Origin of the sequence: Faecalitalea cylindroides, from assembly GCF_028321995.1 — a bacterium.
Classification (GTDB): Bacteria; Bacillota_I; Bacilli_A; order Erysipelotrichales; family Erysipelotrichaceae; genus Faecalitalea; species Faecalitalea cylindroides.
Genome location: NZ_JAQLXG010000012.1, coordinates 56,630 through 74,760, shown reverse-complemented (window position 1 = coordinate 74,760; position 18,131 = coordinate 56,630). Strand labels below are relative to the sequence as shown.

Sequence of the window (18,131 nt, the reverse complement as noted above, 5' to 3'; positions counted from 1 at the left end):
CCAATGAAGCCGGTGTTGTAGGCGGATATACCGATACAGGAAAGTTTGGTCCTGGAGACAATATCAACCGAGAACAGTTGACCGTGATGATGTATCAATATGCGAATTATCTTGGATATGATACAAGTGCAAGGGTCAACTTTGATTATTTTGTTGATGTATGAAACACAAGCTTGAATGAATTTGAAACATATTATTATAATGAAAGGACTAACGAATGAAAGAAAATGCACGCTGAAAGTCAAATCAAGATTTATAAAATGAACTCTAATTAGCGGTAAAAATAACGAATAATATTAAAATATACGCTTTATGTAATTAAAAAAATGCTAATTATACATATTTAGATAATTCTTAGTTATACTAAATTCATATATAAGGGTCTTTAATAGATCCTGATTTTTATGTTTAAGGTTTGTTTTATGATATAATGTTCTCAAATAAAAAAATATTTATTTGAATTGAGGGTTAATATGAAGAAGGTTTTTGTATATGCATATATGGCACAGAATTTGGGTGATGATTTGATGGTCAGAATCTTATGTGATAGATATCCTAGTGTACAATTTTATTTATATGCAGATAATTTTTATAAAAAAGCTTTTAAAGATATAAAAAATCTTATTACATATTCTTCAGAGGATAAAGAGGTTAAGTTTTGGAATAAAACTTTAAAACATATTAAAAAGACTAAGAATGGGTTTATGGAACGTTTGATGGAAAAATGTGATGCAACGGTTCATATTGGCGGTAGTGTTTTTATTCAACATAATGATGATTATTCCGCTTTTTTAAAAGCAGATGAAGATTTGCGTAAATTTAGCAAGAAAGTATATTTAATTGGTTCAAATTTTGGCCCCTATAAAGATGAGCAATATTATTTGGACTATCATCAACTTTTAAGTACATATGATGGTGTCTCTTTTAGAGATTATTATTCTTATAATAAATTTAAAGATATTCCACATGTAGTTTATGCTCCAGATGTTGTTTTTAATTATCAAACTGATAATTCCTCAAATGTAGAACATCGTGTATTATTTTCTACGATTTCTTTAGCTGGTAGAAATGATAATTTTGCAATCATACAATATTGGGAAGTGTATCGGAAGTTTATTCAAAAACTTGCGAAAAGATATTTGGAATTAGGATATAAAATCACATTTTTATCTTTTTGTGAACCACAGGGTGATTTTTATGAAATAAATGAGATTGTAAAGACGCATGATTTTGATTGTTTTAAAGATAAAATAGAAATTAATAATTATAATGGGAATATAGAGGAGAGCATTTCTTTGATTAAAGAATCAGAGATCATTGTTGGGACTCGATTTCATAGTATTATTCTTGGATGGTTATTTAATAAACCAGTTTTACCGATTGTTTATGATAATAAAACCTTGCAAGTTTTAAAGGATATGAATTTAAAGAATTATGCTTCTTTAGAAGAATTAGAAAAGGTATCGATTGATGATTTAATTGGAAATATTGAGATTGTACCATCTAATCAAATTGCTATAAAAAAAAATAGTTCAAAAAATCATTTTAAGTTTTTTGATTTATTTATTAATGAAAGTGGGAATAAATAAGGAGGGAGAGTCATGAATAATCCATTGGTTAGTATTGTTATGGTGAATTATAATCATGAAGATTTTTTAAGAGATTCTATTGAAAGTGTTCTTCAACAAACTTATCCAAATTGGGAATTAATTTTAGTTGATGATGGATCTACGGATAAATCAGTGGATATTATAAAAAGTTACGATGATGTTAGAATCAAACCGATATTTTTATCTAAAAATAGTCATATATGTATTGCTACTAATCGCGGATTGGAAAAAGTAAATGGAGAGCTTGTTGCACGATTGGATAGTGATGATATATGGCGGAAAGATAAACTTGAAAAACAAGTGAAATTTTTTGATGAACATCCTGATGCCAATGTTAGTTTTACTAAACTAGATATTATTGATGAAACAAATACGGTTGTAAATGATAAAATAAAAGATCTTTATGATTTGTACAATCATCGTCAAAAAGATCAAAAAGATTGGTTAAGGTTTTTCTTCTTTGTTGGGAATTCCTTGATTCAATCAACAATGATGTATCGTAAGTCTGCTTTGGATAAAGTCGGGTATTTTAATTTAGCTTATGTACAAGCACACGATTTAGATTTTTTTGTTCGATTGTCTAAACATTACACATTTGATTTCATCGAAGAACCTTTATGTAGATATAGACGGATAGAGAATCAGAATAGTTCAACAGATCCAGAAAAAGAAATGCGCTTCTTTAATGAGCATATGAATATAAGAGCACATTATTTTGATGATATGGATGATGAGTTATTTATTCATGCTTTTGGAGAATATTTTGTAAATGTAAACTCGCATACTGAGAATGAATTAAAATGTGAAAAAGCTTTTCTTTTATCAAAATGTATAGGTTATTCAAATAAAAATCCAATTTTAGGGATGTTTGTTTTAGAAAAATATTTAAATGATAAAAAAATGTTTAATCTTCTAGAAGAAAAGTTTGATTTTGCTCCGAAAGATTATTATGAAATGAATAAAAATGCACAAATGGTAGGAGAAAGAAATTATGAAGAGAAAATTCAGAATTTGAATAACCGAATTAAAACTCTCGAAGAAGAAAATAAACATCAAAAAAATCATATTTCAGCTTTACTTGAATTAAAAGAGAATCAACAAAAATTAATTGATGATATGACTAATTCAATGAGTTGGAAAATTACAAAACCATTAAGAAAAATAAACAATACTTTCAAAAATAAGTATTGAAAAATAACTAAAGGAGGGTCGTTATGTTTAGAAAAAAAATGTTTAAAATGGTTTCATTCGTTTCAATGTTTGCACTCAGTTTTTCATCATCTGTGGTGTATGCACAGGAAATAGAACCTGTAATCGTCGAATCAGGAGTTAAAGAGTTTAGCACAGATGGTATAAAGGTGTTTTCTAATGAAGAGATTCCTATTGAAGCCCCTTCATTTTATAATTCATATCAATGGCATATATTAAAAGGAACAAATTATCAGCGCTTAGCGAACGGCTTAGAACCTTTATCAATGTCTGCTGTTATGCAAAATGCAGCTGATATTAGATCGCAAGAACTAGCAGCTTTATTTGATCATACTAGACCAAATGGAAGTGATTGTTTTAGTATTCTGCATGAAAAAGGAATCCCTTATAGTTTGTCTGGTGAAAACATTGCAGCAGGACTACCAGATCCTTATTGGACAATTAATGAATGGATGAATAGTGAAGGTCATCGAAATAACATATTGAACGCAGATTTTTCTCATTTGGGTGCAGGATATAATTATAATGGAGATTCTTTTTATGGATATTATTGGACTCAGTTATTTGTTGGTACATGTTCTCCAGACATCATTGGATATTTCTTTAATGTTGGAGCCGGTTATAATACGTTCCATGTTGGAACATCTGTAGATGATATGTCTTTGGTTTTAATTGTTAAATGTAATGATCATGGATATAGTTATCTGCCAGTCCAAATGGGGATGTATGATTCAAATTTTAATACGAATGTTGCCGGAAGCCAATATATAACGGTAGGTTATAATGGGCAAGTAGGTAATATACCTGTTATAATGCATACATATGACGATGTTGGTAATGATTGGTATACAAAAGGCGTTATTGACTCAGCATATTATTATGGCTTTATGACGGGTTTAACAGATACACATTTTGGCGTTGGAGATCCGTTGGCAAGAGCTCAGTTAGCATTGATCCTTCATCGTTTAGAAGACACACCTAGCGTTGAATATACAAATATATTCCCAGATGTTGCCCCTGGACAATGGTATACAGATGCAATACTTTGGGCAAGCGAAAAAGGTATTGTTACTGGATATTCAGATACGGGTAAATTTGGTCCAAGTGATAATATCAACCGTGAACAAATGGCGGTTATGATGTACCGTTATGCAAATTATCGTGGATTAGATACTTCCACAAAAGCTGATTTTAGTCGATTTACAGACGCAAAAAGTGTAAACGATTTTGCTAAGGAAGCGATGCAATGGGCAGTAGGTACTGGAATTATCACCGGAAAAGATAATGAAACGCGTTTAGATCCCCAAGGAAATACGTCACGTGCAGAAGCATCAATTATTTTGACAAGATTTGCTGAAATGTATTTAGAATAAATACTGTTGATGTTATTAAGTCACTCTAAATAATCGTAGGGTTTTATAGATGATTACCGAGCTCTAAATTATCATAGGGTTTCTAAAAAAGGGTGTTATCCACCGCTTTAGGTGAGATAGCACCCTTTTTATGAAACATTGGTTATTTCTGCTTTTTATGTTTTGTTCGTTTATATCCCTTATTCCTATTTTTTCAATTTTTCTATACTTGGCTTTTCAACTTGGTTTATCGCATATAGGCATTGATTTCTATACCTTTTGAAGTTGTGGTAATCATTTGCTTTGTTCTTGATTTTTCTTAACTTATATTCTTTGATTTCTTAATAAAAACAAAAATAGAAAAAATGGGACAAGCACGATCCTACGATAATTTAGAGACTCCTTTAAGAATGACCCTATGATTATTTACATATCCGTTATTAAGAGACATTGGGTGTATTTCCAATGTCTTTTTTTATTCGTGTAAAATTTTATACATCTATTGAAAAATAAAATGAATATGAGTATAATAAAATTATAGAAAGGGGTTACAAATTGAAATAACAAATGGTACAAACTATGAAAAAAGAAAATAATTTATTTTATGTAGCTTTGTTTTTTGGGATGGCAGTAGGTTTGTTTGGGTCAACGAGTATAGTATGGGCAAACGAAAAAACTCCAGAAGAAATGATTATTGAGGAGAAACTGTTAGAAAATACTTTTTTAACTGAAGATGAAGTATCAAACGAACAGAATACAGAGATTGTTGAAGATAATATTAATGGTGAAAGTGAATCAGAAGAACAAGGTCATCAAGGAATTCTTGATTCCACTTTAACCGAAAAAGAAGAAGATTCTGTTTTAAATGATGGAGTAAATGATACAATCTTAAATGATGAAAAGAATGAAAATGATTTAGTAAATAATGAAAAAGAATCTCTTCCTTTGGTAACAGAAGATGATTTAAATAATGAAGGTTCTTTAATCGAGAATACAGTTGTTAATTCTGGTTGGAATGAAGATAAGACACAGTATTATCAAAATGGTCAAATAAGTCATGGATTGGTCAATATTGATGGAGTTAATTATTATTTTGATGAAAATACGGGGATGCTTTTGAAAGGAATTGTTGATTTATCATCAGATGAAAATGAACAAAAATATGGCTATTTTGATGATAAGGGTATTCAATTATTTGGAGATGTAAATATAGCTGGAAGTTGGTATTATTTTGATGCTACAACAGGTTATATGCGGACAGGATTTGTACAAACTGGTGATGTAGTAAGGTACTACGATAATCAAGGGAAATTAAAAACAGGAACATTTAGAATTGGAGATATTGAAATTACTACGGATTCAACAGGAAAAATTATAAAATCATATATTTATAATATCCCTTATCTAAATCAAACAGATCCAAGATGGGGGTCATTTTGGATAGGTTCTCTTGGAAATATTGCTTCTACAGGATGTTTGCCAACTGTTGCAGCATCTGTCATTAATCATTATTTAGGGACTCATTATACTCCTAATGATATAGGTGGTTTATTACATTCCCAAGGCTTGTACAATATTGGTGATTTGTATGGTTCTTCTTCAGATGCTTGGAAGTTTTTAACAAATTATTTTGGTATAGATTATAGAAATAATCTGAGTTATCAACAAATCATAAATGAGTTGCAACAAGGTAGAATTATTGTTGGTGCTGTTGGTGCAGGTACTTTTGTTAATCCGGGTTATACGCATGAATTGTTAATCTATGGTATAGATGAAAATGGATATTGTAATGTATATGATCCATTGCGATCTTCTAAAAATGGTAGATATCATATATCTACTATATGGAATCAACGATCATCAGCTATTGAAGATAATTATGATTTTGGTCCATTCTTCTCGCTTGGTAAATTAACGGAAAAATTATTATACGTATCTGTAGAAGATTTTGGTACGATTCATGTTGGAGATCAATTTTATACAGGACAACCCATTGCTCCAAATGCAATCATTACTTTTGATGTGGGTGGTAGAACGATTACCTTAACTGAAGGTAGAGATTATACAATTACTTATTCGAATAATACAAATGTTGGAAAAGGACAAGTAACAATTACTGGAATCAATGGATATACAGGAATTCTTACTGCATTCTTTGATATTATTGATCAAATCTTTGAAGATGGTGTTTATTATATTCAAAATGCTTCTGATAATAATATGACATTAGATATTACAAATGGTTCTACATCTAATGGTGGCGTATTACAAATTTATCAATCGAATGCTACAGAAGCTCAAAAATTTATCATTGAACGACAAGATGATGGATATTATACAATTAAAAATGCAAATTCTAATAAATACTTAACTGCAGCAGATGAAATGTATTTATTAGAAAATGGCCTAGTGATTAAACAAAATGGTTTACTTAATTCTTTAGCTCAAAAATGGATGATCAAATTAGTAGATGGTAAATATGTTATAGCGTCTGCTTATGATTCCAATTTAGTTTTAGATATATTAGGTGGAAAGATTAGTAATTCAAGCATCGTTCAATTATATTCTTTTAATGGCACTCCTGCTCAATTATGGCAATTTGAAAAAACAAAAACGATGTTTCAAATACTAGATGAAATGGCATTTGAAAATAAAAATGTTATTAGTGATGGAAATTATACGATTGCAAGTAAAGCAAACAATAAGCAAGTAGTTAGTGTTTCTAACAATTCCAATGCAAATGGTGCAACAATCATAATCAATCAATACACTGGATTTGATAACCAAGGATGGAGTATTACACATAATGAACAAGGGTATTTGATTATTAAGAATTTATCCACTGGTAAAGTGTTAGATGTAAAAAATGGACAAAATACATCTGGAGCTTTAGTTGGGCAATATGATTTTAATGGATCTAGAGCTCAATTATGGATTGCAATTCAAGATGAATCGGGAATCAAATTAATTTCAGCTTTAAATTCTTCTCTTGTTTTAGATCTTTATAATGGATCTGTTTCAAATGGAACACCGATTCAATTGTATTATAGTAATGGAACGAAAGCACAAAGATATATCTTTACACAATATGAATTGTTTAGAGATAGGATGGATGAACTTGCTTTAGAAAATAAAGATATTATACCAGAAGGTGATTACGTTATTTCTTCTGCTTTAAATAATGTATATGTAATTGATGTTAATTCAGGTTCAAAGAATAATGGAGCAAACGTACAGTTATATAAAGATAATGCGTCTTTAGCACAAGGCTGGCATATTTCTTTTGATGAAAAAGGATATGCGACTATTAAGAATTTAGGATCATCAAAAGTTTTAGATATTGTTAATGGGCAAGCGATATCAGGAGCAAACGTGCAACAATATCAGTATAATGGTACTTATGCACAAAAATGGATTATTGTTTCTACTGATAAAGGATATAAGATTATCTCTGCATTAAATCCAAACTTAGTACTAGATTTAGCATCAGGAAGTATTAGCAATGGATCAAATATTCAAATCTATAGCTCAAATAATAGCCAAGCGCAAAGATGGACAATTGAAACTTATATGTCATTACGAGAACGATTGGATAAATTAGCATCAGAAAATAAAGATGTATTAAAGGATGGAACATATTTTATCAATTCTTCTGTAAATGGTAATTATGTAGTTGATGTCTATAATGGATATACAAACAATGGTGCAAATGTTCAAATTTACAAAGATAATGGTTCAAAAGCGCAAGGATGGATCGTTACTCATGATGAAACAGGATATGTTATTTTTACAAATCTAGGTTCTGATAAAGTATTAGATGTATATGGTGGAATTATTCAAAATGGTGGGAATGTTCAGTTATATGATTATAATGGATCGTATGCACAAAAATGGATCGTTATTTCAACAGACAAAGGATTCAAGATCGTATCTGCTTTAGATTCAAACTACGTTTTAGATTTAAGTAGTGGATCAGCACAAAACGGTAAGAATATTCAAATCTATCAATCAAACAACAGTAATGCACAAAGATGGAGCTTTCAAAAATATGCTACTTTTCAAGAACGATTAGATCAGTTGGCTCAAGATAATATCAATGTAATTAATGATGGAATCTATATTGTACAATTAGCATCGAATACAAACATGGTATTAGATTTGGTAAATGATGCAGATTTTAGTGGGAATAGTGTTCAATTGTATCAAGGAAATGGCTCGAAAGCTCAACAGTGGAAGATTCGTAAAGATGAAAATGGATATCTAACGATAATGACATTGAGTACGAATAAATATCTTACAGTTGAAAACGGGATGGTTGTGATCAAATCATTGAATAATTCAAATAATCAAAAATGGATTGCGGTAAAAGATGAAGAAGGAACCATAAAATTTGTCACTTGTACAAACCCAAATCAAGTCCTTGATTTAGTAAATGGAAGTTTTATTAATGGAACAAAGGTTCAAATTTACGATAATAATGGTTCCAAAGCTCAACGATTCGCTGTTCATTTTGTTAGAGACATATTAGCTGATAACGATATCACTCTAGATGTAGGTACTGTAAGTATAGACGAAAAATCTAATTCTTATGGACAATATAATGTAAAAGTAAATAGTCTTGTATCAAATGCAACTATTTCGAGAGTATGGGTACCTGTATATATTGATGGAAATCCGAATAATGTTAAATGGTTTGAAGGAATAAGGCAGAGTGATGGTAGTTATCTAGCAAAAATCAATGCCTCTGAATTTGGATATCAGGCAGGAACGTATATTTCTAAGGTTATGGTATTTCTAGATGGCGATATCATTCGAGAAATTGGAAGTGGTAAAACTCAAGTAGTAGATACTTTAGGAGCATTAAGAGATCAAATAGCTCAATATATTGCTTCTCATACATATGCTGGAGAAACATGGTCGGTATGTGTTCAAATCTTAAATTCTGAAAATCCAACTATTGATGTTTCAAATCAACAGATACAAGCAGCAAGTGTAATGAAAATGTTTGTTATGGGAGCCGTCTATGATAATTATGAATCAATGATTTCTCGTTATGGACAATCTTATGTGGATTCACAACTTCATAGCATGATAACTGTTAGTGATAACAATGCCTGGGTGAATTTAGTGACTATGTTAGGATATGGCAATTATTCTGCAGGAACAAACTTAGTTACTAATTGGAGTAGAGCACACGGCTATAATTCAACTAGCATGATTCCAGTTGAATATGGTAATTATACTTCTGTTAGGGATACAACAAAGATGTTATCAGATATTTACTATGGTAATTTAAAATATTCAGATAGAATGTTATCTTTATTAAAACAACAACAAAGAACATGGAAAATTCCGGCTGGAGTCCCACAAGGAGTAGTTACGGCAAATAAAACAGGAGAATTGTATAATACAGAAAATGATGTAGCGATTATATATGCTCCAAGCGGACCATATATTTTAAGTGTTTTATCAACAAATCTAAAATCTACATCTAATGCACAAAATGTTATACGATCAATATCATCTCTTGTATATAACTTCTTTAATTAGTCACTATAATTAAACATTAAAGATTAATAATGATAATGTTTATTGTTTTGCTTTAAAGCTTTAGATCTGAGTGTAGTTTTAAGTGGCTATAGTTGCATACTGATATAGATATATTTAACAAAGAGGAGATTTTTAATGAGGTTAAAAGTAAGTAGGCTAGTGTTCTGTAGTATCTTTTCTATTATTTTAGGTCTTTCACAAGTTCAATTGGTCAAAGCAGAAGAAACTAAGATACCGGAGAATTCTGAAACGATTGATGAAACAGTGATAGAGGATGAAGTAGAAACACATCCTGCTCAATTAATTTTTGAAGACGTTCTTGAAAATAAAGTAGTAAAATCAATCTATATTGAAGATTTTTCTATCTTTAATATAGATGAATATATGCCTGAAGGATATGTGTTAGCTTGTGAATCAGGTTGGGGAGCAGCAGGTAATTTATGCCATGTACCTATAATAAAACAAGAATATGTAACAAAGAATGATCCCCGACAGATAAAAATTCAATATGTGGACGTTGAGACGAATGAATTGATTTCAGAGGCGATAATGGGTACCAGAGGCATAGGTTATATTACTGTTTATAGTGGAATTGGTGCTTCGGTTAGCTATCAAATGCCAAAAGGATATTATACATTAGAAACCTCTTGGCCTATAGTGAATGATGTAGCTACAGTACATATTCAAAAAGAAACTGAAAGCATGCTGATGTTTTCGATGAAGTTTATAAGTGATGAAGAAGTGATTATTGCTAATAGAATAGGTTTCGAACAATATGATTTGAATGGCGATAAGAAAATAACGAAAAGTGAATTAATACCATTAATTCCAGAAGGCTTCTTATTAGCCGATTTAGGACATTATGATGATGCTTTTGGCTTTGCAGAAATATATGAATCTAATGGTGTACAAAGTGTTTCATGTCTACCAATTTATGTTGTAAAAGATCCTGATTATGGAAAACCAGAAATACCTTTTCATGATGTCTATATGACAGACTGGTTCTACGAATCTGTAAAATATGTCTATGACAATGGACTAATGACAGGATTGAACGAAACAACCTTTGGACCATATGAAAATTTAGCCAGAGCACAGTTTGCCGTTATCCTGCATAGGATGAATGGTTCACCGGATATGGAATATACGAACAAGTTCCCAGATGTAGCCGATAATCAGTGGTATACGGATGCGATCCTATGGGCAAGTGATATTGGAGTGGTCACAGGATACGAGGATACAGGAAAGTTTGGTCCTGGAGACAATATCAATCGAGAGCAGATGGCCGTGATGATGTATCGATATGCGAATTATCTTGGATATGATACAAGTGCAAGAGCCAACATAAGTAAATATACAGATGCTGGCAATGTAAATGAGTTTGCCAAAGAAGCAATGTCCTGGGCAGTAGGAGAAGGGATCATCACAGGGAAATACAATGAAACCCAGCTGGATCCACAGGGGAATGCGAGCCGTGCTGAATGTGCAACGATCATTATGCGATTTGTTGAAAACTATAAATGATTGATAAGATCATTTAATTAGATTGAAAATCACCAACAAATTATTGTGTTTAAAAGAGTTACACTATATTAGTTGAATTACGTGAGCGTTCTAAATTATCGTAAGGGTGTTATCCACTGATTGGGTATCCAAAATCATTTAGGGTTTTAGCGTAAACAATTGGGGTCTAATTTGGGGCCTGAAGGTTTCGTTAAAATTTGAGAAGATCAAAAGAGATGTAGAACTGTGGTTGTATAGACTACAGGGAATACATCTCTTTTTCGTTGTATTTTTCTTGTTTTGATTGTTAAATTGTCAGTATCTTTTATTCGATTTTTTTTGAAGACTGCATAAAAATAGGACAAGAAAAATAGAGAAGTCCAGAGTCAATGTAATCCTGAAATAATTAAATATCAGAAAGTGATTTTTCTAAAATTTCTCTTCTTTTTATTTGGAATCCAATTTTAAACATACTACAATTTACCTAAGAAAAGCTGATAGAATTGCATATTTTAATAATGGAGATAAATATAGTGAATGAATCTGTAAAACAACTTAAAGAAAGAATATTAATGCTGGAAAAAGAAAATCAGATGCTAAAAGAAGAACTTTATAAAAGAGGGATTACTTTTATAACAAATGAGAAACATTTAGATAGAAATCAAAAAATAGCCGTTTTTATGGATTATTTTAAACCTCGACTAGATGTATATGAGAAGCGTTACTTTAGTAATAAACAAAATAAATTTGGATGGACTTTAGTGTGTTTTAATGAATTTAAAAATGGATGCAGAAAAGGGAGGATAACTAATGCTTGTCGGAACTGTCCAATTAAAAGTTTGGCTCCATTAACTAAGGAAGTGATAATCGACCATTTTAAAGGAACAAATAAGAATTTGGGAATTGGTATATATCCACTATTAAAAGACAACACTTGTTATTTTCTCGCATTAGATTTTGACGATGATAGCTGGTTTGAAGACATGTATTCTGTTTTTAAAGTTGCTGTTCGATATGGATTAGAACCAGTGATGGAAAGATCTGCTTCAGGTGCTGGTGGACATTTGTGGTTCTTTTTTTCGACAAACATCAAAGCTTCACTAGCTAGAAGATTTGGCGAATTCTTGTTGCAGGAAACCATGAAACAAAACACTAGAATTACATTCAAGTCTTTCGACCGTATGTTTCCTAATCAGGATTATTTACCAGAAGGTGGTTTTGGCAATCAAATTGCGCTACCATTGCGCTATTCTTCCTATGCACAAGGCAATACTACATTTATCAATGAACTTCAACAGCCTTACTTTAATCCTATTGAGTATTTGACAACAAGAAAAAAGATAACGCAGGAAGAAGTTGAGAAGATATTAGAATATAATACAGAGAATGATTATTTCTTTGATTCTGACCAGATGTGTTTTAATTTGAATGTGAGTCAAAAATATGTGGATCGTATAGTTGGAAAAGAATATACTGCATTAATGATAGAAAAGAAGAATCTTAATTCTTTAACATATAATACGATCAAGCGTATTTCATCTATGTATAATCCTGCATATTACGAGTTACAACGATTACATAAACCAATTTATTATAAAAATACACCAAGAATCTTATCTTATTATGAGGAAGATGATACATATATTTATTTGCCAAGAGGAACCAAAGATAAACTAATGTCTGTATTAAGAGATACACATTTTGATATAGAAGATGTAACAAGTGAAGGGCATGAAATAGATGTAGATTTTAAAGGTGAGTTAAAGCCGGAACAAAAACCAGCCGTTGAAAAGATGATAAAGTATAATATGGGAGTTTTAAAAGCCGTTCCAGGCTTTGGCAAAACGGTTATTGGTATTTATTTGATTTCACATTTTAAAGTCAGCACTTTAGTTATTGTTCCAACAAAACCAATTCAAGATCAATGGTTGGAAAGTATCAATGAATTTTTAGAGTATCCTAAAGCTTCTAAAAAGAAAGATGAATTTGTTTGTGTGTATAATGGAAACAAGAAACGAGTCAATAAAAACATAGATATCGCGACTGCCTCCTCATTATCAAGAATGGAGAACTTAGATGATTTTTTAAATTCTTATGGAATGGTTATCGTGGATGAATGTCATAGAGCTGCAAGTGATACATTTACTCACATCTTACGAAATGCAAGTTCTAAGAGAATATATGGTTTGTCAGCTACTCCAAAACGAGAAGATGGTTTAGAAAAAGTCATATATATGTTTTGTGGTCCAAAACGATTTGAAAGATCTTCTCTACAGATGAAAGGGTCATATGGATTTAGCCAAGTTCTGATTCCACGAATTACGAATTCAGTTGTGTTGGATAGAAAAGCTGGTTTTGTAGAAATATGTAATGAACTAATAAAAGATATGGCTAGAAACCAATTGATTTTTAAAGATATATTAAATGAATATAATCAAGGAAGTAAAATCATAGTTTTATCGGAAAGAAAAGAACATTTATCTTTAATTGAAGATATGTTGAATAAAGCAGCTCTACGTGTGTATTTGATGACAGGAGAACAAAAGAAGTCACAAAGAGATCTAATCATGAAACAAATAAAAGAATTAGATTCTCATGAATCTTATGTACTTCTAGCGACTAGTACATTATTAGGGGAAGGCTTTGATTTACCTGAACTAAGAACTCTCTTTTTAACAATGCCAATATCTGGAGAATCAAGACTTACTCAATATACCGGAAGAATCCAAAGAAATGATGAAGGGAAAGATGTTGTTAAGGTATATGATTATGTAGATGTACAAATACCAATGATGCAGACTATGTTTCATAAACGATTGAAACATTATCAGAACATTGGATATGGAATCTATGAACAGACAAAAGAATCTTCGATTCAACAGGTGCTATTTGAAAATTCTGAAGTTAAAAGTCAATTGATAGAGGATATAGAGAATACTAAAAAGGAAATCGTTATTTTTACAACAGCTTTATTGTTGTCTAAAATAAAAGATTACTTTAGCTTATTATCAAATAAATATTCAAAAGGCATCAAGATTTATTTTGTACTATCAGATACATTAAAAAACAAGCAATCAGAATTAAAACATATTTCTGGAATTGGAGCGAGTTACCAATTTATTGAGCATAATAAACATTTTGTAGTTATTGATCGACAGACAGTTTGGAATTTAGATTTTGATATTTTTGGGTATAATAAGGCAGATGGATATGGAATTCGAATTTCAGATAATCAATTAATTGATGACATATTGAAGGAAATATCGATTACTTCAAAAAGAGATGATCTTACATTGTTTTAAATCAATATATGAAAAAATCTTTCTCGTTAATTTATAGAATACAATAACTTTGTTTTGTGAGAAAATAAAAAAACATCCTGTTAAAATGTGTGTGAAATACAAGAAAACATGCTATTTTTTATGTTGTTGTGTTGCTTGATTACATTATTCTATCTATATCTTTGAATAAAGGAGTTGATACATGAGGTCAAACTATTAGATGTGTATAGTACCTACTATTTATTATATTCTTTTGATTTATTAGTTCACATGTTAAAATGGGTATTATTAAGGATGACTAAATAAATGTATGAAAGGAAATAAAAATGTATCAGGAAAAAGATGATATTGAACTAAAAAGAGAACTCACTGATGTTATAAAGAAAGAGATTGTAGCTTTTTTGAATACGATGAATGGATGTATTTTTGTAGGTGTAGAAGATGATGGTAGTATCTATACTCCATTTCAAAAAGAAGATAAGGATTTTATTGATACTAAAGTAGCAAATTGGCTACAAGATACTATATACCCGCTTCCATCTCATTTAATTAAGCATTATTTTAACGATGATGGTGTATTGGTAATTGAAGTTGATGAAGGAAAAGACAAACCTTATTATTTGAGAGAAAAAGGCCCAAAACCTGCAGGTGTTTATAAAAGAGTAGGTCGAAGTATTAGAAAAGCAAATGAAGATGAAATACTTAGAATGATCATGTCTTCTAAAAAATATATTTACGAAAATGATATTTCAGAAGAACAAGATTTATCTTTTAATGCTTTAACAAGAGCATTCAATCAAAATAACATGGAATTAACTGAAAGAAATATGGTTTCTTTAGGGATTAAGAATTCACAAGATAAATACACTAATTTAGGCTTTATTTTATCTGATCAATCTGACGTTACTGTAAAAGTTGCTGAATATGATAAAGATAGAAATTTTAAGTTGAAGAAACAGTTTACAGGTTCACTCATTGATTTATTTCATCATGTAAAGGAACAAGCTGATAGACTTAATGATGTTTCTGCAAAAATTGACATCAAAAGCTTTAGAAGAAAAGAAAAAGTTTCTTATCCTGGAGCATCATTAAGAGAGATGATTTTAAATGCTTTTGTACATGCTGATTATTTTATTCGATCAAATATTAAGGTAGAGTTTTTTGAAGACAGATGTAAAATTACAAGCCCAGGAGGTATATTTAATGCCTCTATGGAAGAAATTATGAAAGGAACACAGACTTATCGTAATCATAAATTAGTTAATATTTTTGATAAGTTAGGGCTGATTGAAAATTTCGGAACAGGAATACCAAGAACATTTGATGCTTATAAAAATGAAGAAAAACAACCAGTATTTGAGGCTACGGAGAATTTCTTCTATGTTACTTTACCAAATTTAAATTATTCGGAAAATGACCAAATAAATGACCAAATAAATGACCAAATAAATGACCGAATAAATGAATTGGATTTAATAATATTAAAAGCCATTCATAATAATCCGGGAATTAAAGTTCCAGAGATTTTACGAAACTTAACGAATGACAATATTCGGGTAAATGAAAATCAAATAAGAAATTCAATAAAAAGAAAGATACATGGATATATCGAATATAGAGGGTCAAAGAAAACAGGGGGATACTTTATTAAAGCTTAACATGAATTGATCAGCTTTTTAGAAATGATACTACTATTCTTGATTATACGATTCTAATTTGATGTGTGTTTTATTCATTTTATTTTAATAAACAATATCCGAATAGGGGGGTTATGTTTACAATGATGCCTTTGCTTAGGATAAATTGGTATGTTTATTTTATAAATATGCTGAGGCATGTCTTATTACATTCTTTGATTCTTATATTGAATAAGTATTTTGTAGAATTAATTGGAAAAAGATGTTTTAAATATTTAGCTGTTTAAGCTAATCAAACAGATCAATTAATTGAAAGAAAGAGGATATGTATGGAGTGGCAATCAAAATTTCAAGAGAGAATATTAGTTAGAGGATATAATTATTATTTATCTGGGGCAGTAGAAGATTTAAAGGTTTATGATGATCATATTAAATCTATTGTTGAAGGAACTGAAGAATATGAAGTAGTAATTGACATTGAAAATGATGAAGTGATTTCAATGTATTGTAGTTGTCCATATGCTCAAGATGGTCATTTATGTAAACATATGGCGGCAACTTTATATGAATATACACAAGAGGAATGTGAAGCTGAAGAGTATCAAGATGAATATTATTATGACTATGATTATGAAAATGTAGATATATATGATGAGGTGTATGGCTATAGAGACAGCCAGACGGTAGATGATATAACTTTAAATCTTTTGAAAGAAGAAACAGATATTGAGAAACTACGATTTTTAGCACAGGAAGTATTAAAGCGTGATCCTAGTTATAAGTCTATGTATAAAGATGTACTAGAGACTTCATTAATTGAATTATCTCAAACTTCATATATGAATGATGCAAGGAAGCTAATAAGAAATCCAGACAAAGAACAAGAATTAAATGAATATATTCATAGAATGATATCTTTATATATTGATCATAATGAACTGGAAAAAGGAACCGTATTTTTACAATGGTTAATTGATGCAATGGCATATGAGACGAATTGTTCCTTTGATTTTCTTTCACAGGAAATTAAGCATTTCTTAGAAAAATTAGAAAAGAATCATAAAGAAAATATGCTGATATATTTGTTAAATCGTGTTGAAAAACGTGATGAAATTATGGATATCATTGTTCAAAGTTTTAACAACATGGAGTATGTAGATGTTTTTCGCAATGAAATGAATCTATGGACAAAAGAGATAGAATATAATATTTATCCTGCTTTAAAACAAAGAGCGGTAAACTTTGTGAGCTTGTTTTTAAAGTTGGCCTATGAAAAAGGGTTAAATGAACAAATACTAGATGCAATGATACAAAATCATCAAAATTTAGATTGTATTAAACATTGGCAAATCAAACGATTCATGGATAAAGAACAGTATGCAAAAGCTCGAGAGCTCTTAGAAGAAAGTTTAAAGACATGCCAAGAATATGGTCCAAGAAAAAGATATAAACTTCTATATAAGGAATTATTGATAAATCAAGAAGATATTGAAACATTAAAAGTCTTTTTAAGAGAACTTATAAAGAGTTATCGCGATATTGAAACATATAGAGAACTGAAAAATCTATATTCAAAAGAAGAGTTTCGAGAAGTCCGTTTTGAGATATTTTCAGAATTTAGTTATGATGACTTTCTGTTAAAGCTATATGTAGAAGAACAAAACTGGAAATCTTTGTTGAAGAATTTATCAATGCGTTCAGATCTTAATTTTCTAAACATGTATGAAAAACAAATACCTCAAGAATTTGAGCCAGCTATTGTTCAAGCATATAAAGAAATTCTAGAGAGAAATGCATTGCTTGTCGCAAATCGAAATGTGTATAAAGAATGGGCAAATACGATGATTCATATGATGGAGTATGATACTGGAAGTCAAGTAGTAAGAGAAATGCTTTATCATTGGAGTCGCTTATATTCATCAAGAAGGGCGATGCAGGAAGAACTACAGGTAGTTTATCAAGCTTTAAGTGATGAGTAAGGATATTTAT

Annotated in this window: 9 protein-coding genes; all 9 read left to right on the top strand. The window is 30.3% G+C overall.

Annotated elements, in window-relative coordinates:
• The coding region (locus PND65_RS09660; RefSeq protein WP_408611322.1) for an S-layer homology domain-containing protein at positions 1–164 on the top strand (164 nt) is incomplete at its 5' end.
• Positions 165–473: 309 nt separating this feature from the next.
• A complete protein-coding gene (locus tag PND65_RS07435) occupies positions 474–1,589 on the top strand; it encodes a polysaccharide pyruvyl transferase family protein (protein ID WP_271991217.1) in 1,116 nt (371 codons plus the stop codon).
• A gap of 12 nt (positions 1,590–1,601) precedes the next feature.
• Entirely contained in the window at positions 1,602–2,801 is a 1,200-nt protein-coding gene (locus PND65_RS07430) for a glycosyltransferase (protein ID WP_271991214.1), read from the top strand.
• A 23-nt stretch (positions 2,802–2,824) separates the two neighbouring features.
• The gene (locus PND65_RS07425; protein ID WP_271991211.1) at positions 2,825–4,192 is read left to right on the top strand and encodes a CAP and S-layer homology domain-containing protein; all 1,368 of its coding nucleotides are present in this window, start codon (positions 2,825–2,827) and stop codon (positions 4,190–4,192) included.
• Between the two features lie 558 nt (positions 4,193–4,750).
• The gene (locus PND65_RS07420) at positions 4,751–9,721 is read left to right on the top strand and encodes an RICIN domain-containing protein (protein ID WP_271991208.1); all 4,971 of its coding nucleotides are present in this window, start codon (positions 4,751–4,753) and stop codon (positions 9,719–9,721) included.
• Positions 9,722–9,856: 135 nt separating this feature from the next.
• On the top strand, positions 9,857–11,245 hold the full coding sequence (locus tag PND65_RS07415; protein WP_271991204.1) for an S-layer homology domain-containing protein: 1,389 nt from the start codon (positions 9,857–9,859) through the stop codon (positions 11,243–11,245).
• A gap of 512 nt (positions 11,246–11,757) precedes the next feature.
• Positions 11,758–14,526 (top strand): TOTE conflict system archaeo-eukaryotic primase domain-containing protein, encoded by a 2,769-nt coding sequence (locus tag PND65_RS07410; protein WP_271991202.1) that lies wholly within the window; start codon positions 11,758–11,760, stop codon positions 14,524–14,526.
• Positions 14,527–14,831: 305 nt separating this feature from the next.
• Positions 14,832–16,163: an ATP-binding protein gene (locus PND65_RS07405; protein ID WP_271991200.1), complete on the top strand. Its 1,332-nt coding sequence runs from the start codon at positions 14,832–14,834 to the stop codon at positions 16,161–16,163.
• A 308-nt stretch (positions 16,164–16,471) separates the two neighbouring features.
• Positions 16,472–18,121 (top strand): SWIM zinc finger family protein, encoded by a 1,650-nt coding sequence (locus tag PND65_RS07400; protein WP_271991197.1) that lies wholly within the window; start codon positions 16,472–16,474, stop codon positions 18,119–18,121.
• Positions 18,122–18,131 lie beyond the last annotated feature (10 nt).